The sequence below is a fragment of the Solidesulfovibrio magneticus RS-1 genome (genome assembly GCF_000010665.1).
GTDB lineage: Bacteria > Desulfobacterota > Desulfovibrionia > Desulfovibrionales > Desulfovibrionaceae > Solidesulfovibrio > Solidesulfovibrio magneticus.
On the sequence record NC_012796.1, the window covers coordinates 3,312,330 to 3,333,192 of the forward strand.

Sequence of the window (20,863 nt, forward strand, 5' to 3'; positions counted from 1 at the left end):
CGGGGGAGCCCGGCCAGGGCATGGCCAATTCTATCTTGGGGTAAATGTGTAACGCTCCCGAGACCGGTCAACCGCGCCGACGAATGGCGAACTTGCGCAGCTCCTTCATGCTGGACAGGCCCAGTTTGCGCAGTAGCCGCCCGTAATAGGTCTCTACGGTGTGGAAGCTGATGTTGAGCGTCTGGCTCATTTCGACGCTCGTCTCGCCGCGCCCGAGACCGAGGAGGATCTGCTCCTCCCGCTGGCTGAGGGCGGCCTCCCCATCATGCTTCGATCCCAGCACCCGGTCGGCCAACGCGCGCATGACCTCGGGACTGGTGTAGCGCCGACCGGCAGCGACCGCCGCGATGGCCGTCAGGAGCACGTCCTCGACCTCTCGCTTGGTGACGTAGCCCATGGCTCCCCGACCAAAGGCCCGCTCGATGGACTGGCTGTCCTCGTGCATGGAATATATCAGCGCCGGCACGCCCCGGGCCGTGAGATCATCGAGCAGGTCCAGCCCGGATTCCTCGGCCAGGGACAGATCCACCAGGGCCACGTCGGCCCGGGAACCTTCGATGGCGGCCAAAAGTTCCGCCCGGCTGCCGGCCACCCCGCACACGGCATGCCCGCTTTGCGTAAGCAGCAGCGACAAGCCGTTGCGCAGGACCGGATGGTCGTCGACCAGAAAGACGCGCACGCCGGATGGAGCAACATTATCCATCGGTTCCCTCCCGTGTCGTCCGCTCCGCCGCGCAGGCCAGGGAACAGGTCACCACGGTCCCGCCGCCCTCGGCGTCGTCTATGGACAGTGTCGCCCCGATCATGCTCGCCCGATAGGTCATGATGCGAAGCCCCAGTCCTCCCGCGCTTCGGACCGCCTGGCGGCCGACGCCGTCGTCGCGCACGGTGAGGGTCAGCCGCCGATCCGACTCGCAACCCAGGGTGACGATGATCCGGCCTGGCCTGGCATGCTTGACGGCGTTGGCCACCGCCTCCTGGGCGAGGCGGTAGAGTTGGACGAGGTGCTCGTTGAGGCACGATTCACAGGGCAACTCTTCGAAATATTGCATTTTCACTCCGCTCGACTGCCCCACGCGTCGTACCAGATCGGCCAGGGAGGCCCCGACTTCCCCAGGGGCGAGCTCCACAGGCCAAAGACCTCGGGAAAGGTCGTAGGCTTGGCTGACCGAGTCCTTGAGCAGCGAGAAGATGGCCGTGACTTCCTCGGCCACGCCCTGCTCCGGTATGGCGCTGCGGGCCAGGGCCGCGCAGCGCATCCTGATGCCCACCAGCTGCTGGCACAGCCCATCGTGCAGATCGTGGCTGAGGCGCCGGCGTTCCTCCTCGCTGACATTGATGATTTCCCGCTCCAGTCGGGTACGCTCGTCCATCTCCGTGCGCAAGTCGGCGGACAGATTTTCCACGGCCGTGAACGCGTTGGCAAAGCGTTGGGCCAAGGCCAAGGCCTGGAACAAAACAAAGGCAAGAAAGCCGAACAGGAGGATGCTGCCCTCGGAAAAGCTGATGATATGTCCGTAAATTTCGCTCAAGGTGGCGGCCGAAAAGGAAAGATATCCAAGCAAAAGGAAAATTGCTCCATCACGACCCCGTCGCACGCAGACAATAAGCATGACCAGAAAATAGCAATTAAACAGTACGGTTGATATTGCGAACCAGTACAGCATGGTATAGATGACAATATTTGGCTGCGTCAGCACGATTAAGACAAATGCAAGATTTCTCAAATCACACAGATTCTGTATAAAGCGTAAAAATTCAAAAGGATACAAAGATCTATAGAATCTGTATACAATAGAAGACATAATTGGATAGCTTATTACTGAAATTTTTTGGATAATATCTGGATCTGCCTTCCGGATGAACATATTTATCAACCAATCAGACGGGTCAGATGTGACATAATAACAGGCCAACAAAAGGCAACCCAAGCTGAAATAGAGCGTAGATGATTCCTTTCGCTTTAGAAAATAGAGAACCAAATGATATGCGACCATGATCAGCAGGCTGCCAACAAAAAACATGCTCCAGGACCAGATACGGATATGTATCAGGTCCAGTTGGTCCGGCAGGCCAAGCAGGACTGGATAAAGCAGCCCTCCCCGGCGAAACGCATGGTTGGACACCTGCAGCACCAGATCGATGGGCTTGCCCTGGCTGGCAAACCGGGCCAGCACTAGGGAGCGATGCGGCGTTTCGGTAGCTGAGCTGCGCCCCAGTTCGCCGCTTTGGGCGACAAGCTTGCCGTCGACCCACAGCCTGTAGGCGGCGTGGATGCTGATAAGCCGCAGAGCCAGCTGATGTTCCCCGGGCCCCGGCAACAGGCGCAAGCGCAAGGTGGCCTGTCCCTGGCCGGGCAAGGGCTGGCCGTGGAGCATCTGGCCTTTCCACGTGCCAGGAAGATTCATGAAACCGGACGGCTGGGGCGGAGTAAGGTCGGGTTTGAAGTCTTCAGGGGCAAGGAGCCGGTCCCAGTAGAATTCCCACTGGCCGTTGAGGGCAACCGGGCCGTTCCCGACGAGGTCCCAACCGGCCAGGTCGAGCAGGCCGCGTTCGGCCATGGGCGCTTTCTTGTCCTGACTGGAGCATCCCAGACAAGACAGCACGACCAGGAAGACCAAGACAGCAAGAGGTCTTGCATGATGTGTCAGGAACATGCATCCACCCGATATCGCACGGCGATGCGCTATTCCCTACGGCAGTGCCGAACCGTTGTCGAGCATTCCGGCGACGGCGTGGGACGACACTGTGATCAAGGACTCATGCCTCTGTGGCGCAAGCTCCGTATCCCATCTCGTGATCGGGAGTGGCGATATAGCGCGGCATTAAACGAAAGTAAGCCTGAAAAAGGGCCGATACTTCCGTGTTTGCCAATTGGGTTGGGATCCCTACGAGGCAGCACGTTGCCCACGAGACACACCTGCCAATGGGGGCCCCTCCCAGTCCTTGTAGGGGCCGTCCTTTTGCAAGGCAGTCCACTCGATAGCCAAGCCCAATTCTTCGGCCTTCTCCTTTGTCGGCTGCCCAGTTTCCAGGTCCCAGCCTCTCAAGGAATAATAGTAGTCCATTTCCTCATGAATGACCTTTTCATCTTCTTCAGTCAGGCCTCCCATGCCATCGCCGAGCGGCTGGTAGAAATATTCTGGAAACTTGTCCTGCGTTCGCGTTATCCCCAGCCTGGCATCGATCATTCTTTGCAAATTGAAGATTCTTTCCCCAATTCTTTCGATCGACTCCGTTGTAAATTCTTTTCCAGTCGCCGTGGACAACATGCGCGCGGAAATGCCGGCCCGCGTAATATTGTTGTCAACGATGCAGGCTATCCGTCTGCACAAGATGAGGCTTTCGTTGGCGACAACCCAATTGCCTATCCTGACGTTTAGCTTGCACCACCCTTTGGGCTCACCCTTGCTGAACATTGCATGGTCGTCAGCTCCGACAACCTCCTTGACTATTTCGGCCGCCTCCTCCCTTGTATACCCTCTGCCAGAACGAAGTCCTTCTTTTCCCGGGAATTCCCAGCTGAAATCGGCCAGACCAATTGACTGCCACCCCCAGGTCTCCAAGCAAGCACCCCTATAGGGCGTAAAATGGCACATGACAGCCGGGCCGATATTCCTCCTGTCCGTCCGCGGATCGTCCTTACCGTATCCGGTCGTCCCCCGCACCGTGTTGTCGTACTTTCGAGCTTCGGGAAACAGCCTGGCAATGTTCATTTTCCCTTCGGCAACAAGGTTGCCAATACGCTCCCGCTTCGCCATCCAGTGGATCATCTCCTCGATGATCTTGCCATCTCCGGAATCAAGTTCGAGTCCGTCGGTGTCTTTTGCGGAAAGGACGCCATCTTTGTATAATTGCATGACGATGCCAATATCACCAGGTCCTTCTTTCCAATCTATTCCATAGTCGTTGAGCAAATCGGAATAATAATTCAGCGCTTCAAGGTCGTTGACGCCCAGAGCGGAAAAGCTCTCCTGGTTTGCGATCTCCGGCCCCGTTCCGCGTGTCGGATATTTTCCCCTGCTCTGTTCATGATATCCACAACAAGCCATATGACAGTTCCAGCATGCTTCGAGCCTGACAGCGTAATCATAAATGTGTTCGGCCAGCCTTGGCTTGAAAGGTGTCGTATGAAAATAGGCGAGCCAGAGTGCAAAGCGCGGCCAAGCGCTGTTTTCTTTAATGGCATTGCGAAAATCTGCATCGTTCTCCAGAAACGCTTTCGGGTCGGCAACATTGACGCCCTTTTTGCCTCTGACAACGATCGCTTTCAGATTTTTCGACCCAAGCACGGCTCCTGTACCACATTTTCCGCCAGCAGACTTGAATCCATCGATCATGGCGGTCGCATGGCGTACCAGGTTTTCACCGGCTGGCCCTATGACAACGCTGCAGACTTCACCATGCTGCTTTTTCAGCGTCGACACCGTTTGGTGCGCGCCCAGACCCCACAGTTCCGATGCATCCTTAATGCTCACGGAATCGTCGTCGATCCAGAGATACACAGGCTGATCGGCTTTCCCCGTAATGACCAAAGCGTCATACCCCGCCTGCTTGAGCATCGCATGGACGAAGCCGCCGCCCGAACCGCCGCCAAGATGTCCGGTCACCGGGCTGATGTATTGATATATCCCTCTTCCGCCCTGGGTGGAGAGCCCGGTCAACGGGCCCATGGCGATGACGAAGATATTGTCCGGACTCAACGGGTCGAACCCCGCCCGTATATCCTTTTCAAGGATATAATCCCAGATAATCTTGTCGGCGAGCCCCATTCCTCCAAGATATTTCTCAAGCAATTCCTCGGACAACGGTATACTTTGTACCGTTTTTTCCGACAAATCGACTCTCAGAATACAACGGTTCCAACCACAGACCAAGGTATTAGCGTTCTCTTCCATACTATACGGCCTTCTCAAGCTTGATCACCAAAGATGGACACTTCCCGATGCACTGTGGATCATCATCATTATCGTGGCACAGGTCGCATTTCACGATCTTATCAAGCTCCTTCGAATACCAACAGGCATGATATGGGCATGCCTTCACACAGGCGCGGCAGCGAATGCAGGCATCATGGTCAATCAAAACGGCACCGAGCTTGTCGCTACGAAAATGGGCGTGCTTCGGGCAGACCTCATCGCATGGCGGTATGCCAGGACAATGCCGACATATCGAGTGGTCAAGCATTTGTTCCTTTTCGCGAAGGGTCCACTCGTTCGTGTGGTGGCCGATTCGTATCCCTGAGAATTCCGAGGAACTGCGTCCTTCATGTGAAAGCGCGCACACCACCATGCAGGACATGCAGCCTGTACATTTTTCGGTTGGCCTGACGTGATCGTTGGTGCAGGCCGTTTCTCCTTCCGCCACAACCAACCGCATGATGTTCTTCATTTTATAGACTAGCAACGCAAGTCTGGCATCTTTCATGTCTTGATCGTTTTTCTTTTCCATCGCGGCCCCCTTCGTTACGCTGGCGTGGACGCCCGTGCCGTCATGCGGCGGCCGGATGCGCTGTTCCATCCCGTGTCACGTCACATGCGCAGGCGGCAACAGCCACTAGCAGGCAACAGCGCCCGCGCGCAGGCCGGCACGACAAACGCTCGTCATCAACTGGCTGTGCTAGCGACGCCCAACGGATGCCTTCCTGCATAATTCGCCTTCGCCGACCTTCCTTCTTTGTTTTTCGTAACACGGAGTCAACGTCGAAGTCTGTCAAGGCTTTTCCTGATACATTGTAGCGAAATTCAGGGACAGACAATAAAATGTACTCCCAGCAACAGTTTGCATGTCATAAACACGGGCCATGACAATCAGACTCTATGTTTTGAACTACAAAAACAGAGAAACTACTTCAATATGCATTAATTACACATTGCATATGTTAGTTCAATCTGTAGCAAACAAGGCAACAGGAGGGCAAAACTCATTGATTTTAGTCTTCATTTTGAAGCAAATCCTTGCAGAACCGTTTCTAGTATCCATCAACTTTCACTCTCACAGTGAATCCGCCAAGACATTGGCCGACCTGTTTGGTCTAGAGCCAACCGCTTTTAACAGGCCGTTGCAAAAAGCTGTTTCCGGCTATTCTCCCCCGCAGATGATGGCGATGGGGATGATCCCGCAGCATCGTCCCTTGACCACCATGACGATGGCCAAATAGGCCATTGAGGGATGCTGGTCAGGCCAAATGAGCGCAAGCCAGGCACTGGCCCAGCCCCTGGGGGTGCCATGGCCGGTCTTGACCCGCATCAGCAGGCCGAGATTGAAACCAGCCACATGGACCAGATAGCGTTTCCGGATGTTCTCTCGTCCTCTGAGCCAGACCCGGCGCATGCCGCCGCACCGGTCCAGCGTATGCTCGAAGCTTCTTTCGACCAGTTCCGTCCGCTGTTTTCCCATGGCCTTCCCGACCATCGAGGATATCCGGATTCGGTTGTTGTACACGGCGCGTCGCGCCTCTTGGTCGCCACGCCAGGAGTTCAGACCGTTGCGTTTGGGTTCGGCGATTCTCGTCCGCCATGGTCCACCGTCCAGAACCTTGAGGACATCCCGGGAGAAATAGCCTTTATCCGCGACCAGTTCCGCAGGGTCGTCCGGGCATGGCGGTGTGGAAGTGACCCGCCGCAGACTTTCTTGAGCGGCTTTCAGCGTCGTTTGCAGAGTCGAGGTGTCCCCTTTGTCCGCTTCATGCACCTCGGCCGCCACCACCGCGCCGGTGTCCAGGTCCACCGCGTGCTCGGGCTTGTACGCCAGATGCGTTCGGCCATCCTTCATCTTGGCGATCTTCGCCTCGGGATCGACCGGTGACCGCCAGTCCTTGTTCGAAAGCGTCTTGCCGACGCGCTTGCGGTCCATGCGAGCCAGATCCTCATCTATCGGAGAGTCGATGCCGCTCTCCTTGGCCATGCGCAGGAGCATCTTGCGGTAGCTCTCACTCGTGTCCCGGCGCACGATGGTTTTGAGCGCCGCGTTGGCCTCCATGGTCGAAGCGTCCACGCCAATGCGGCCTCCAAGGACCAAGCCATCCTTGCTGAGCAGCTTGAGAACCCAGGTGAAAACCTCTTGGTGGGTCGCCAGTGGCAGACGGGACCGTGTCCGGCTGAGCGAGGAATGATCCGGCACAGACTCCTTGGGCGAAAGCTGGAGAAAATTCCGGAGGGAAAGCGAATCAGCGCAGCGCCACTCAATGCCGCGCTCGCTGTCGATGCCCTCGAAATACCCCACGAGGTGCATCCGAAAATACCGGCCAGGCGGAATGGAGGGACGCCCCTTGTCGGAATAGAAGGGCTTGCACAGCTTCTCGGCGAAACCATCGAAGCCGGCTTTCCGGAGAATCTGCTGGAGACGATCGTAAAAAACGTGCCCACGAGACCGAGGGATCTCATCCCAGGCCAGATACATCGTCCCCTGCTGATCACCCTGACGGCCAAGCCCCATCAGATCACCTCCGGAACCCCGATGGCTGGATTCTCGGTCACTTGGCGGAGTTTTTCAACACGCTGTTAGCGCTGGTTCGGCGAGCTCTGCCAGGGCCGGTGGGTTGGGAAGACAGTCAGGGGTGTTCGATTTGGCGCAAGTCAAAATCGAGCCCGGAGACGTCTCAACGCCTTTTTTCCCGAGGACAACGGCCGAAGAGTTGCTTCTGTGCATGAGGTATTATCAGTCTACCTATCCCATGGGAATAGCCCCTGGCACAGCCACGGGGAACTACGGGCCTGAAGGCGGCGTCAACCTTGGAACTGGGCAGACTGACTTCTGGGATTTTGGGCAGCGGAAGTTCTATGTGCCCATGCGCTCCACTCCGACGCTGACCTTTTACAGCCCTGCGACAGGGGCAAGCGGCGTTTTACGGAACTTGAACACCGCATCAGACATGACGGCAAATACAATCTTCATTTCCCCTGCGGGCTATCGCGTCAATCAAACCGGGGCAACAGGAGCGAACCAGGGGTGGTCATGGCATTGGACCGCCGACGCCGAACTCTATTAGGTGGCCTACATGCGGATATTCATAAACAACGGTTCGACGATTCGTTCTTCCGAAGGGGCCGATATTCCGGTCGATGCGCAAAACGGGCAATACCAACAATTTTTGGCCCTTGAAGCAGCCGGCGAAGCCGTCCTTGTTGATGACGCCGGCTCGACGCTGGAGGAAATCAAGACGGCACGGATGGCCAAAGTCACGGCACTGCGGGACCAGATTCGCGCCCGTGGCGTCGCTTTCGGCGCTGCCCGACTGGCCGCCATGCCCGAGGATCAGGGCACCTACGGCGATTCCATCACCTACTTGAGTTGGAAGCCCGAAGGCACCCGCATCAAATGGAAGGCGGCGACGGGGTGGATCGAGGTGGACCTGGCCACGCTTCGGACGGCTGCGGAAGTCGTCGGCGACTTCATCGAAGCGCTTTTTGACGCCGAGCACGCCCACCATGTCGCCATCAACGCGCTGACAAGCGTGGAAGCGGTTCGGGCCTATGACATCACCACGGGCTGGCCAGAGTAACAGTCATGGGAACCAAGATAAAACGCTATTTCTGGAACATCCTCCTTGGCCTGGACCAGTTCCTTTCCGTCCTCACCGGCGGCGATCCCGACGAGACGGTTTCGAGCCGGGCCGGCAAGGCCGCCGTCGCCGGCAGCCGCCTCGGCCGTCTGCTGGAGGCGGGCTTGGATGCCGTCTTCGGGGCCGGCCATTGCCGCCGCTCCATCGAACCGGACGAAGGGGGAGAACGGGTAGCAAGGTATTAGGAGAGAGCAAGAAGAGGAGCGGCAGGGCGGCGGACACCGCCCCACCGACGCGATGCGTGAACATCGCGCCACGGCCGAAGCCGCGCTCCAGCCCGCGCGGGCGTTAGAGGGCTACCGCTTCCGGCCCAACCTGTAAAGGCAAGCATGGAGATACGTTGCGGACAATGCGGACGTTTACTGGCCAAAGGCACCGGGACCATCGAAATCAAATGCCCCCGCTGCCGCACCATCAACCACGTGAGGGCCGCGAGCCCCGAAGACCGTCCCGAAAGGGCAGACAAGGAATGCTCGCGTGGCCCAACAGCTCTTTGACAACGGCACGCTTTACCAAGGCGACGCCCTTTCGATCCTTCGGGAACTTCCCGGCGACGTCGTGGACCTGGTGCTCACCGATCCGCCGTATTCCAGCGGCGGCTTGAACTTGTCGGCGCGCCAGGTCAACCCGGCGGCAAAGTACCAGAACACCGGCACCAGGAGGGTTTATCCTCCCATGCTCGGCGATCTCAAGGACCAGCGCTCTTTCGTCATGTGGGCGTCGTTGTGGCTCGGGGAGTGCTGGCGGCTGGCCAGGGCTGGCGCGTCCTGCCTAGTCTTCAGCGACTGGCGGCAGCTCCCGGCCCTGACCGACGCGATCCAGGCCGCCGGCTGGGCGTGGAAGGGGATTATCGTCTGGCACAAGCCCAACGCCCGGCCAAGCCTTGGTTCGTTCCGGCATGACGCCGAGTTCGTCATTCACGGCGTCAAGGACAGGATGCAAACCCATAGCCACCAATGTCTGCCGGGCGTTTTCACGTATGCCATGGACCCAAGGCAAAAGGTGCACCTCACGGCCAAGCCGGTGCGACTCGTCAAGGACCTGCTTGCCGTGTCACCCGAAGGGGCCACCGTCCTCGACCCCTTCCTCGGCGGCGGCACCACGGCCATGGCCTGTCTGGAGACAGGAAGGCGCTTTATCGGAGTGGAATTATCAACCGAATATGCCGCCCTCGCAGCCGCGCGAATCCGCGCCGCCGAAGAGGCGTTAAAAAACTAGAGGGAGAAAACAGGCGGCGTGCCAAACATAGTGCTAATCAGTGCCAAATCGCGCGCCGCCGTACATCGCAAACCGGGGGACAGGTGGGGGACAAACTCCCCGCCCAACGCAAAAGGGGCTGGACCTCATCAGTCCAACCCCTTGATTTTTATGGTGCTCCCGGCGCGAATCGAACGCACGGCCTATCGCTTAGGAGGCGATCGCTCTATCCTACTGAGCTACGGGAGCCGGTCGACATATGAAACGATATTCATTCTTCCTTCAGTTTGTCCCGGAACCGCGCCCGAAGCTGAAGGCCATCTTGCTTATTTCACTGGCTTTCTCAAGATGACAGAAATGCCGCGCCGAAACTTTTGCCGGCAATTCAGCCAATTGACGCGCGACGAACAAACTTTACTATTTGCCTCGCGAACGCTTGTCAAGAAAGGCTCGGCAGACCACACGGCCGACCGCTGCCCGCCGCTCCCGGGAAAAGGCGCGCAAGGCCGGCCGCAGTTTACTTCGGAAGAAACTGGCGTATACAGGGAAAAATCCCCTACGCGCCGCAACAAAGTTCAACGGCAAAAGCCACGGACGCCCGCCATCCCCAGGCGACGCGCCCAGCAACACAGGAGTTCCCCATGGCAAGACGCCTTCTCGCCACCACCATCGCCACCCTGTCCCTCATTGCCTGGACCGCCATGGCCCAGGCCCGCGTCCCCCTGCCCGACATCACCGAACTCGTCGACAAAGACGGCCCCGCCGTCGTCAACATCTCCACCACCAAAACCGTCAAGGCCCAGGAAGGCATGCGCGAACTCTTCCAGAGACGCGGCGGCCAGGGCGGCCCCATGGACGACTTCTTCGAACAGTTCGAAAAGCACTTCGGCCCCCAGGGCCGGGGCGGCGGCCAGGGCGGCAAGGGCCAGAAGCAGCGCTCCATGGGCTCGGGCTTTGTCATCTCCGCCGACGGCTACATCGTCACCAACAACCATGTTGTGGACGGCGCGGACGAGGTGAAGGTGCAGTTTAAGAACAACGAAAAGCCGCTGCCCGCCAAGATCATCGGCCGCGACGCCGAAACCGATCTGGCGCTTTTAAAGATCGAAGGCAAGTCCGGCCTGCCCTATCTGGAATTCGGCGACTCCGGCAAGCTCAAGGTCGGCGAATGGGTGCTGGCCATCGGCAACCCCTTTGGCCTGGAAAATACGGTGACGCTGGGCATCGTCAGCGCCAAGGGCCGCATCATCGGGGCCGGCCCCTTTGACAACTTCATCCAGACCGACGCTTCCATCAATCCCGGCAACTCCGGCGGGCCGCTTATTGACCTCGACGGCAAGGTCATCGGCATCAACACCGCCATCGTGGCCTCGGGCCAGGGCATCGGCTTCGCCATCCCCTCCAACATGGCCAAGGACGTGATCAGTCAATTGCGCGACGGCAAGAAGGTCCAGCGCGGCTGGCTTGGCGTCTCCATCCAGGACATCGACGAAAACACCGCCAAGGCCCTGGGCCTCGACTCCACCAAGGGCGCGCTCATCTCCTCGGTCATGGAAGGCCAGCCCGCGGCCAAGGCCGGCATCAAGACCGGCGACGTCATCACTTCCGTGGGCGGCCAGAAGGTCGATAACGCCAATGATCTGCTGCGCCGCGTGGCCGCCATCCGCCCGGGCGAATCGGCCGAGTTCGTGGTCATGCGCAAGGGGTCGCCCGTCACGGTCAGCGTCACCCTGGGCGAACGCGACGCCAAGAAGCTGGCCCAGAGCGGCCGCGGCCAGGAAGGCGAGGACGACGCCGCCGGCGAGGACGCCTCGGCCTCGGCCCTCGGGTTGTCCGTGCGGGCCCTGGCCCCCAAGGAAGCCAAGGCCATAGGCATGGACAAGGCCCAAGGCGTGCTGATAACGGAAGTGGCCGACGGCTCCGAGGCCGAGCAGGCCGACGTCCGCCCGGGCGACGTGATCCTTGAGGTCAACCAACGCCCGGCGACCTCCCCCGAGGAGTTCAAGAAGATCGTCGGCGAGGACGGCAAGAAGAAGGGCGTGGTGATGCTGCTTATCAAGCGCCAAAACCAGACCGTCTTCCGCACCGTGCCCCTGGCCGACGCCAAGTAACACCGCCGCAACACAACCGCCCCCCGGCTTCGGCCGGGGGGCGCACAGGCAACACCCATGGCGTCTTTCCCCTGCCCTATCGAGGAAACCCTCCTGCCCGTGCCCTGCAAGGTCAATCTGCGCCTGGCCGTGGGCGCGCGGCGGCCCAACGGCTACCACGACATCGACACCTTTTTCCTGCCCCTGCCCGAACCGGCCGACGTCCTGCGTCTGCGCCGCTTCGACGGCCCCGGGGACATCGATCTGCAATGTTCCGATCCCGAGCTTGAAACCGACGACAATCTGGTCGTTCGGGCCTACCGGGCCTACGCTGCGGCCACGGGCTACGCCCCGCGTCTGGAAGTCCATCTGGCCAAGCACATTCCCCACGGAGCCGGCCTTGGCGGCGGTTCGTCCGACGCCGCCGTCATGCTGCGCTATTTGAACGACCGGGCCGATGAAGCCGCCCTGTCGCCCGTGGACCTGGCCGCCCTGGCCCTGACCCTTGGCGCGGACATCCCCTTTTTCCTGCTCGGCGTCCCGGCCGTGGCCACCGGCGTGGGCGAGACGCTCATCCCGGCCGATCCCGGCCTGGCCGGCTGGTGCGCCGTGGTGGTGTGCCCCGAAGCCCGGGTCAAGACCGCCTGGGCCTATGCCGCCCTGGACGCCTCCCGGGCCTTGCCGCAAAAACCTGGGGCAAACCTCTTGACAACTGCTTTTGACGCCAATAAAAGGGCGTTTTGCGTCACCGGTGCGCCCATGCGGAACGACTTTGAAAGCGTCGTTTTCGCGGCCCACCCCGAACTGGGGCGGGTCAAGGAGCGCCTGCTGGCCCTTGGGGCAGCGGGCGCGCTTTTATCGGGCACGGGTTCGGCGGTGTTCGGGCTTTTCCGCAAGCGCCAGACGGCCACCCTGGCCCTGGCCATGCTCACCGGAAGCGGCCCGCGTGCCTATCTCGCGCCGCTGTGACGCACGCGGCCCCTCGGGGCCGCGCGGCCGGTCCGCCGCAATAGACCATTTTCATGCTGGGGCGTCGCCAAGTTGGTAAGGCACGGGGTTTTGGTCCCCGCATTCGTGGGTTCGAGTCCTACCGCCCCAGCCAGTTTTTCTCCGACACCACCCGGTCCCTCCCGGACCGGCACAGCACCCGAGGCTTCGCACATGGCGCAAGGCGATCTGAAAATCCTCACCGGCACTTCCAATCCCGGACTGGCCGAGGCCATCTGCGACCATCTTGGCTGCACCCTGCTGCCGGCCAAGGTCGGCACCTTCAGCGACGGCGAGATCCGCATCGAGGTAGGGGCCAACGTGCGCGGCTCGGACATCTTCGTGGTCCAGTCCACCTCGTACCCGGTCAACTACAACCTCATGGAACTGTGCCTGATGCTGGACGCCTTAAAGCGCGCCAGCGCCCGGCGCGTCACGGCGGTTGTGCCCTACTACGGCTACGCCCGGCAGGACCGCAAGGTCGCGCCCCGCGCGCCGATTAGCGCCAAGCTCGTGGCCGATTTCCTGACGGTTGCCGGCATGAACCGCCTGCTCACCATCGACCTGCACGCCGGCCAGATCCAGGGCTTTTTCAACCTGCCCGTGGACAACCTGTTCGCCGCGCCCATCATGGCCGAATATTTCAAGGATTTCTCCGGCCCGGGCTTGTGCGTGGTTTCTCCGGACGCCGGCGGAGTGGAACGTGCCCGGTCCTTTGCCAAACGCCTCGGCGCGACCCTGGCCATTATCGACAAGCGCCGCGACGCCCCCAACCAGGCCCAGGCCATGCACGTCATCGGCGACGTCAAGGACAAGCTGTGCGTGGTGCTCGACGACATGATCGACACCGCCGGCACCATGTGCCAGGCCGGCGTGGTGCTGTTGGAAAACGGGGCCCGCGAGGTCATGGCCACGGCCACCCATCCAGTGCTGTCCGGCCCGGCCATCGAACGGCTGGAGAATTCGCCCTTTACCCAGATCGTGACCACCAACACGATTCCCCTTAACGACAAAGCCAAGGCCTGCTCCAAGATCAAGGTGCTCTCCATCGCGGGGCTTTTGGCCAAGGCCATCCACAATATCCACACCGAGTCCTCGGTGAGCGTGCTGTTCACCTAATCGGGCGACGCACGGCCGGCCGAAAAAACCATGTTTCGCCCCAGGGCGCAAAGGAGATACCCGATATGAGTCAGACCCAGTCCCTCGCCGTCAAGACCCGCGCGGGCCTCGGCAAAGGCGCCTGCCGCAAGCTGCGCGCAGACGATATGGTTCCCGGCGTTTACTACGACGCCAAGGGCGTCAACGTCCCGGTCATGGTCGAGCACCTGCCCCTGCAGAAGCTCTATTCCAAGATCGCCTCCTCCCACGTCTTCGATCTCCAGATCGAGGGCGAGACCAAGCCCGCCCTGGTCTGGAAGGTCGAGCACCATCCGACCAAGCCCCGCATTACCCACGTCGATTTCTACGGCGTGGATCTGACCAAGGAAATCCAGGTCCGCGTGCCCGTCGAAGTGGTGGGCAAGTCCAAGGGCCAGGTCAAAGGCGGCCAGCTGGAGATCCACCGCGAGTTCATCGAGGTCCTCTGTCTGCCCCTGGTCATCCCGGACAAGATTGTCCTGGACATCACCAATGTCGACATCAACGAGAGCATCCTGATCGCCGACGTCGTCCTGCCCGAGGGCGTCAAGGCTGTTTACGACAATAACTATGCCGTCATCGGCGTCCTGGCCAGTGCGGCCGAGGCCGCCGGCGAAGGCGCCTAGCCTTCGCCAGGTTCCGTTTTCGCGTATGCGGCGGGGTGCGTTTTCCGGCGCGCCCCGCCTCTTTTCGCGCGAAAGCCCCTTGGTTTCCCCACCTGCCATGGCCGTTTCCGCCATCATCGTGGGCCTGGGCAATCCCGGGCCGAGATACGCCGCCACCCGACACAATTTCGGCTTCATGGTCTTGGACGCCCTCATGGAGCGCGCCCGGCAACTCGGCGGCGCGCCCAAGGCGACGCTGACCGGCCGCAAGGACCTCGAAGCCGTAACCCTTTCCCTGCCGGTGCTGCCCGGCGGGGCTTTCGCCCAGTTTGCCTGCGTCAAGCCGCTGACCTTCATGAACTTGAGCGGCCGGGCCGTGCGGGCTGCCCTGGATTTCTATAAGCTCGCCCCAACCGACGTCTTTGTCCTGCATGACGAGCTTGACCTGCCGCTCGGGCGGATGCGCCTCAAACGCGGCGGCGGCAATGCCGGGCACAATGGGCTCAAGTCCATCAATCAGGAACTGGGCAGTCCGGAGTTCGTGCGCCTGCGCCTGGGCATCGGCCGTCCCGAGGGCCGGGACGTGGCCGGGTATGTGCTCGAAGCCTTTCGCGGCGACGAAACGCCCGTGGTGCGCCAGGTCGTACCGGCGGCTGTGGACGGGATCATGGCCTTTTTCGAGGACGGCCTTGAAACGGCTCAGCGCCGCGTGGGCGGCTTTGACGCCGTGCCCCCGCCGTTGCCCCAGCCGTAGCGCGTTTCCTCGCCATGGGCCTCCCTCGTCTTGGGGCAGGACGCGAAGAGCACGAATTTTCCAGAACAAAAACCGACGTTTTTGCGTGGGCACCCCGGGTGTGGCGGACCATCCGCTGTTTCGCCCCTGGTCTGCGGGCAAAAGTCGCATTTTTGCAAATCCCCGTCAGCCCGCCTCCGCCCTGGGGCGGCCCCCTTTTACAGGCTCCAACCCTTATGGGAAGCGGTTTTCCGGCCATCGCCGGAATCCATGGACACAAGGGGACAAGTACGCTATTTTGTATTGAAGACGGTACAGACGTTGTATTTGGCGAGCGTCTGGCCGGGAGGAGTCCCACGGTGTTTTCCGAGGAGCAGCTAGTCGTTTATCCGGCCCAGGGTGTGGGCAGGGTCGAACGGATCGAGACCCAGGTCATCGGGGGCGCCTCGGCCGACTTTTTCATTGTGCGCATCTTGAGCAACAATGTCACCTTGATGGTGCCGGTGAAAAACGCCGCCAACGTGGGGCTGCGGCCCCTGTGCACGGCCGAACAGGGCGCGGCCATCATCGAATCCCTCAAGGACCGCTCCGACTTCACCGGCTATACCGGCCAGAACTGGAACCGCCGGTACCGGGAGTATTCCGAGAAGCTCAAAAGCGGCGATCTGGCCGACGTGGCCTATGTGCTCAAGGAACTGTTGCTCATTGGCCAGAACAAGGAACTGTCCTTTGGCGAGCGCCGGCTCCTGGAACAGGCGACCAGCCTGCTCACCCTGGAACTGGCCCTGGCCCTGGACAAGGACCAGCAGGAAATCAAAGACGTCATTAACGAGATCTTCGCCGACGTCCTGCAACCCAAACCTGAAGAATAGGACCGCGATCCCAAGACTTTGGGCAGTCATGGGCCGACCCGCCCTTGACACACCCGCGAAAAAGTATATGGATCGTTCCAGGCCGTTGCCGGCCTATCCTCCACTTGCCTTGGCCCCCGTAACATAGCGAGTCGCCCGCTCCTCCACAGGGGCGCGGACGCGACGAACTCACGCTGCATCGGGTTTTCACACACTATCAATATGCGCATTTCCGCGCCGGGCTATTTCTGTGAGCAATGCACCCAAACGCCGCGGGCGAAATCCTCAGCCGGCCCCTGCACCCGTGCTTTCCGATCCCATCGAAAGCGACGACATCCTGCAACCCGCCGCTGTAAAGTCCAGTCTCATGGAGGGCAACTCCATGAACCTTTCCGAGCTCAAGCTCAAAAGCATGCCCGAGCTCATGGACTTGGCGGTCCAGTACAATGTCGAGAACCCCAACGGCATGCGCAAGCAGGAGCTCATCTTCGCCCTGCTGCAGAGCTGCGCCTCCCAAAACGGGGCCATCTTCGGGGAAGGCGTGCTGGAGATACTGCCCGACGGCTTCGGCTTCCTGCGCTCGCCCATGTACAGCTACATGCCCGGCCCGGACGACATCTATATTTCGCCCTCCCAGATTCGCCGGTTCGGCCTGCGCAAGGGCGACGTCATCTCCGGCCAGATCCGGCCGCCCAAGGAAGGCGAGCGTTACTTCGCCTTGCTACGGGTCGGCGAAATCGGGTTCGCGCCGCCCGAAGCCTCACGAAATCTCGTGCTCTTCGACAACCTGACGCCGCTATATCCCGACAAGCGCTTTGTTATCGAGAACGGCGCAGAAAACTACTCCTCCCGGGTCATCGATCTCCTCGCCCCCATCGGCCACGGCCAGCGCGGCATCATCGTCGCCCCGCCCCGCACCGGCAAGACCATGCTCCTCCAGACCCTGGCCAACTCCATCAGCGCCAACCGGCCTGACGTTTTCCTCATCGTGCTGCTCATCGACGAACGCCCCGAGGAAGTCACGGACATGGAGCGCACCGTCAAGGCCGAGGTCGTCTCATCCACCTTTGACGAGCCGCCCCAGCGCCATGTCCAGGTCGCTGAAATGGTCATTGAAAAGGCCAAGCGCCTGGTCGAGCGCAAGATCGACGTGGTGATCCTGCTGGATTCCATCACCCGCCTGGGCCGCGCCTACAACGCCGTCACCCCGTCCTCGGGACGCGTGCTCTCCGGCGGCCTCGACGCCAACGCCCTGCAGCGGCCCAAGCGCTTTTTCGGCGCGGCCCGCAACATCGAAGGCGGCGGCTCGCTGACCATCATCTCCACGGCGCTCATCGACACCGGCTCCCGCATGGACGAAGTCATTTTCGAGGAGTTCAAGGGCACCGGCAACATGGAAATCTACCTGGATCGCCATTTGTCCGAGAAGCGCGTCTTCCCGGCCATCGACATCAACCGGTCCGGCACCCGCAAGGAAGAGCTGCTCCTGGACCCCGACGTCCTTAACCGCGTCTGGATCCTGCGCAAGCTCCTGGCCCCCATGAGTCCCATCGACTCCATGGAGTTTCTTCTGGGCAAGATGCGCGGCACCAAAAGCAACCGCGAGTTCCTCGACCTCATGAACCGGTAGACCGCCGGTTCCCCACTGCCGAAGACAAAGGCGGATCGCTTACGAGGCGGTCCGCCTTTTTTGCCGCCTTGGCCCGGCCAGGTTTTCTTAAGGGTTTTTAACCAAAGCCGCCGGGTGCTTTCCTTCCCGGCCGGTTCGGCGTATAGGCCGGCCATGGACGCCCCAAGCTTGCATCGCCGGCCGGGCGCGACCCGGCGGCTGGCGGCGACCCTGGTCGCCTGCTGGCTCATCGTCTCCCTGCTCGCCCCATCCTTGGTCCAGGCCTCCTTCTTGTCGTTTGACCTCAAGGATGAACGGGAACTCGGCGAAAAATTCAACATCATGATCCGGTCCCGGATGCCGCTTATCGAGGACACCGAGATCAACGACTACGTGACCGGCCTGCTGGACCGGCTGACCAGGACCATGCCGCCCCAGCCCTTCCCCTTCACCGTCGGCATCATCAACAACAACGCCGTCAACGCCTTTGCCGGACCGGCCGGCTACGTCTTCGTCTTCACCGGACTGATTCTCCAGATGGAGCACGAGTCCGAGGTGGCCGGCGTCCTGGCCCACGAACTGGCCCACGTCAGCCAGCGCCACATCGCCAAGCGTGTGGGCGAAATGAAGCTCCTGAGCATCGGCCAGCTCGTCGGCGTGCTGGCCGGCGTGGTGCTGGGCTCGGCCACCGGCAACCAGGACCTTGGCTCCCTGGTGGCCGTGGGCTCCCAGGCCGCCACGGCCCACGCCTATCTCAAGTATTCCCGCGATGACGAACGCGAGGCCGACCAGGTCGGCATGAACTATCTGGTCGCCGCCGGCTATCCGCCGGGCGGGCTGGTGGAAGCCTTCGAAACCATGAAACGGATGCGCTGGATGCAGGGCGGCGGCGTCATCCCGACGTATCTCAGCACCCACCCCGGCCTTGAGGAACGCATGGGCTACCTCAAGGACCGGGTGAAAATGCTGCCCAAAGATGTCCAGGACCGCAGAAACAACGACGCCGCCTTCAAGCGCGCCCAGATGCTGGTGCGCGCCCGCTATACCGACGCCAAAAACGCCGTGGCCTACTTCCGAAAACTTGGCGACAAGATGACCTGCCTGGACAAGCTCGGCCTGGCCATCGCCCTGTCGCGCTCCCTGGAGGACGTGGGACAGGCCCGGGCCGCCTTTGACGAGGCCGTGGCCTGCGCCCCGAACGATCCGCTGGTCCTGCGCGAGACGGGCCGCTACTACCTTAAAGTGCGCGATTTCGCCCGGGCCAAAAGCCTGCTCGAAGCGGCCCTGCGCCAAAACCCCACCGACATCGACGCCAATTTCGAATACGGCCGGATGCTGGCCCAGGAAGGCAAGCCGGCCCAAGCCGTGGCCTATCTGGAAAAAGTCCGCCAGCGGGTGCCGGAAAACGCCGAAATCCGGTCTATCTACGGCCAGATACTGGGTCAGTCCGGCGACCTCTTCCACGCCTATCTCCAGTTGACCTACGCCGCCGTCTACGACAACAATCCCCCCCAGGTGAAGTTCCAGCTGGGCAAGGCCAAGGCGGCGGCCAAGACCGACGCCGATCGGCGCGAGCTGGCCAAGCTTGAAGAAACCATCAAGAAACGCTCCGAATTCTGGAAAAAAAGGATCATGGAATGAACGACTCGCTGCTCGTGCGCCTGCCCAAGGGCGAAGACCTGCTGTCCGCCCTGGTGGCCATCTGCCTGGAAAAAAACATCACCAAAGGCCACGTGAGCCTCATTGGCGCCCTGGAAAAAGCCGAACTCGGCTACTATCCCCAGGACACCCGCAAATACGTCACCCACACCCTCAATGAAGGCACGGAAATCCTGGCCGGCCTGGGCAACGTGTCCCTGAAAGACGGCCAGCCCATCATCCACCTGCACCTGACGCTGCTTAAGGGCGATTTCACCATCACCGGCGGCCACGCCATGCCCGGCAACATCATCTTCGCCGGCGAAGCCTGCATCACCCCTATCGAAGGCCCCCGCCTGCACCGCGGCCTCGACGCCGCTACCGGCCTGCCCCTGTGGGATCAGACCGGGATGTAGTGAAGGGAAAAAGGAAGAATAAGAGGAAGATGCCTCCGGCGGCCGGGAGGGGCTCAGCCCCTCCCGGACCCACCCGAAAGGGGGAAATGAGGATGCCGGAGGATGGTGTCGATGGGGTATTCGCGGCCAGCGGCCATGCCTAGGGCCAGCAGCTGTCCTTGCCGGCCGGGGCCGCCTTGCCGGTCTTGAGGTCCAGCCGCATGGGCCGCGTCGCCGTCTTGCCGGCCGGGCAGGCCGGCTTGCGCCCGCTCTCGATTTTTTCCCCGTAAGCCAGGCTTCCCGAAGCCACCGACGCTCCCGGAATCACCGTGGCGTCCAGGGTCTGCTTCTGGGCCGCCAGATTGACCGCCATAAGGCCGTGCAGACCATCGGCCGGACCGTTGGTCACGAACAGCGTGTCGCCCGACAGGCCGGCGAAGGCGAAGTCGCCGCCGTTGGGAATCTCGAACAGCGGCCGCCCCTGGGCCAATTCGCAGACCGCATCCGGCGAATCCGCCGCCGTGTGGGCCGAAACCTTAAGCACATGGCCGTCGGAATAGCCGGCCAGGGACTCCACCACGGCGTAGCGCGGATAGAAATAGCAGGTGCGGTCGTGGTAGGCGTGGACCTCGGCCAGGTCCGTGCCGGGCAGCCCTGCCGCCTTGCCGCGCTCGATGGTCGTGGCCCCGTATTCGGCCGTCATGGGCGTCACGTCATCCACGGCCAGCACCTTGTAGGTGACCCCGTTTCGCACCACGATCTCGCGCACCACCCCGCGCACCCGCACCTTGATGTCCAGCAAACTGTTCATGATGCTGCCCCGGTCGAAGGGCACGTAGACCACCCCGGGTTCCTGGGCGCTGGTCAGTTCGATGCCGCCCTGGGGCGTTTGGCGCAACATGCCGTAGACCGTGGTTTTGCGGGTTTCCTCCTGGGCCTGGCCGACGCCCGGCAGGACAAGACAGACGCCCAGGGCAAAAGCCAGGGCCATGAAGCGGGTGAACATGCGACGCATAACGCCTCCTCGGTGGAATGGCTCTCGGGTATCAGAGCCGGCG

General features: G+C 61.2%; 19 protein-coding genes and 2 tRNA genes. 14 read left to right on the forward strand and 7 right to left on the reverse strand.

The window, feature by feature from the left end:
- Positions 1-67: 67 nt before the first annotated feature.
- The 5 genes from DMR_RS14045 to DMR_RS14065 all read right to left on the reverse strand — a co-directional run bounded on the left by DMR_RS14045 (position 68) and on the right by DMR_RS14065 (position 7,437).
- Positions 68-703 carry a response regulator transcription factor gene (locus tag DMR_RS14045; protein WP_015861589.1) on the reverse strand — a complete coding sequence of 212 codons (636 nt, stop codon included), beginning with the start codon at positions 701-703 and terminating at the stop codon, positions 68-70.
- Positions 696-2,561 carry a sensor histidine kinase gene (locus DMR_RS14050; RefSeq protein ID WP_148208440.1) on the reverse strand — a complete coding sequence of 622 codons (1,866 nt, stop codon included), beginning with the start codon at positions 2,559-2,561 and terminating at the stop codon, positions 696-698. The genes DMR_RS14045 and DMR_RS14050 overlap by 8 nt, the downstream gene beginning before the upstream one ends.
- 327 nt (positions 2,562-2,888) lie before the next feature.
- Positions 2,889-4,898 (reverse strand): aldehyde ferredoxin oxidoreductase N-terminal domain-containing protein, encoded by a 2,010-nt coding sequence (locus DMR_RS14055; RefSeq protein WP_043600717.1) that lies wholly within the window; start codon positions 4,896-4,898, stop codon positions 2,889-2,891.
- A 1-nt stretch (position 4,899) separates the two neighbouring features.
- Positions 4,900-5,520, reverse strand: coding sequence for a 4Fe-4S dicluster domain-containing protein (locus DMR_RS22490; RefSeq protein WP_081429615.1), 621 nt, complete (start codon positions 5,518-5,520; stop codon positions 4,900-4,902).
- A 561-nt stretch (positions 5,521-6,081) separates the two neighbouring features.
- Entirely contained in the window at positions 6,082-7,437 is a 1,356-nt protein-coding gene (locus DMR_RS14065) for a transposase (protein WP_012749653.1), read from the reverse strand.
- A 562-nt stretch (positions 7,438-7,999) separates the two neighbouring features.
- On the opposite strand from DMR_RS14065, the gene DMR_RS14075 reads away from it, so the two are divergent.
- The 4 genes from DMR_RS14075 to DMR_RS14085 all read left to right on the forward strand — a co-directional run bounded on the left by DMR_RS14075 (position 8,000) and on the right by DMR_RS14085 (position 9,781).
- Positions 8,000-8,503, forward strand: coding sequence for a DUF4376 domain-containing protein (locus DMR_RS14075; protein WP_015861592.1), 504 nt, complete (start codon positions 8,000-8,002; stop codon positions 8,501-8,503).
- A gap of 5 nt (positions 8,504-8,508) precedes the next feature.
- Positions 8,509-8,748, forward strand: coding sequence for a hypothetical protein (locus DMR_RS14080; RefSeq protein WP_015861593.1), 240 nt, complete (start codon positions 8,509-8,511; stop codon positions 8,746-8,748).
- Positions 8,749-8,892: 144 nt separating this feature from the next.
- Positions 8,893-9,060, forward strand: a complete 168-nt coding sequence (locus DMR_RS23445) for a zinc finger domain-containing protein (protein ID WP_081429616.1) — start codon at positions 8,893-8,895, stop codon at positions 9,058-9,060.
- A complete protein-coding gene (locus tag DMR_RS14085) occupies positions 9,041-9,781 on the forward strand; it encodes a DNA-methyltransferase (RefSeq protein WP_015861594.1) in 741 nt (246 codons plus the stop codon). Before DMR_RS23445 ends, DMR_RS14085 begins: the two co-directional genes overlap by 20 nt.
- Positions 9,782-9,932: 151 nt before the next feature.
- On the opposite strand, the gene DMR_RS14090 is transcribed toward DMR_RS14085, so the two are convergent.
- Positions 9,933-10,009, reverse strand: a tRNA-Arg gene (locus DMR_RS14090).
- Between the two features lie 392 nt (positions 10,010-10,401).
- Here DMR_RS14090 and DMR_RS14095 point away from each other — a divergent pair.
- The 10 genes from DMR_RS14095 (at position 10,402) to DMR_RS14140 (ending at position 19,826) form a co-directional block, all read left to right on the forward strand.
- Entirely contained in the window at positions 10,402-11,871 is a 1,470-nt protein-coding gene (locus DMR_RS14095) for a DegQ family serine endoprotease (RefSeq protein WP_015861595.1), read from the forward strand.
- 57 nt (positions 11,872-11,928) lie between these two features.
- Positions 11,929-12,819 (forward strand): 4-(cytidine 5'-diphospho)-2-C-methyl-D-erythritol kinase, encoded by an 891-nt coding sequence (gene ispE / locus DMR_RS14100; protein WP_015861596.1) that lies wholly within the window; start codon positions 11,929-11,931, stop codon positions 12,817-12,819.
- 57 nt (positions 12,820-12,876) lie between these two features.
- Positions 12,877-12,952, forward strand: a tRNA-Gln gene (locus DMR_RS14105).
- 59 nt (positions 12,953-13,011) lie between these two features.
- Positions 13,012-13,956 carry a ribose-phosphate diphosphokinase gene (locus DMR_RS14110; RefSeq protein ID WP_006919326.1) on the forward strand — a complete coding sequence of 315 codons (945 nt, stop codon included), beginning with the start codon at positions 13,012-13,014 and terminating at the stop codon, positions 13,954-13,956.
- 65 nt (positions 13,957-14,021) lie between these two features.
- Positions 14,022-14,600, forward strand: coding sequence for a 50S ribosomal protein L25/general stress protein Ctc (locus DMR_RS14115; protein ID WP_015861597.1), 579 nt, complete (start codon positions 14,022-14,024; stop codon positions 14,598-14,600).
- A 97-nt stretch (positions 14,601-14,697) separates the two neighbouring features.
- Positions 14,698-15,333: an aminoacyl-tRNA hydrolase gene (gene pth / locus DMR_RS14120; protein WP_015861598.1), complete on the forward strand. Its 636-nt coding sequence runs from the start codon at positions 14,698-14,700 to the stop codon at positions 15,331-15,333.
- Between the two features lie 338 nt (positions 15,334-15,671).
- Positions 15,672-16,184 carry a CarD family transcriptional regulator gene (locus DMR_RS14125; RefSeq protein ID WP_015861599.1) on the forward strand — a complete coding sequence of 171 codons (513 nt, stop codon included), beginning with the start codon at positions 15,672-15,674 and terminating at the stop codon, positions 16,182-16,184.
- A 361-nt stretch (positions 16,185-16,545) separates the two neighbouring features.
- Entirely contained in the window at positions 16,546-17,793 is a 1,248-nt protein-coding gene (gene rho / locus DMR_RS14130) for a transcription termination factor Rho (RefSeq protein ID WP_015861600.1), read from the forward strand.
- A 153-nt stretch (positions 17,794-17,946) separates the two neighbouring features.
- The gene (locus tag DMR_RS14135; protein WP_015861601.1) at positions 17,947-19,413 is read left to right on the forward strand and encodes a M48 family metallopeptidase; all 1,467 of its coding nucleotides are present in this window, start codon (positions 17,947-17,949) and stop codon (positions 19,411-19,413) included.
- Positions 19,410-19,826: a PPC domain-containing DNA-binding protein gene (locus DMR_RS14140; RefSeq protein WP_006919333.1), complete on the forward strand. Its 417-nt coding sequence runs from the start codon at positions 19,410-19,412 to the stop codon at positions 19,824-19,826. The genes DMR_RS14135 and DMR_RS14140 overlap by 4 nt, the downstream gene beginning before the upstream one ends.
- A 139-nt stretch (positions 19,827-19,965) precedes the next feature.
- On the opposite strand, the gene DMR_RS14145 is transcribed toward DMR_RS14140, so the two are convergent.
- Positions 19,966-20,820 (reverse strand): hypothetical protein, encoded by an 855-nt coding sequence (locus tag DMR_RS14145; protein ID WP_052279002.1) that lies wholly within the window; start codon positions 20,818-20,820, stop codon positions 19,966-19,968.
- Positions 20,821-20,863: the final 43 nt, after the last annotated feature.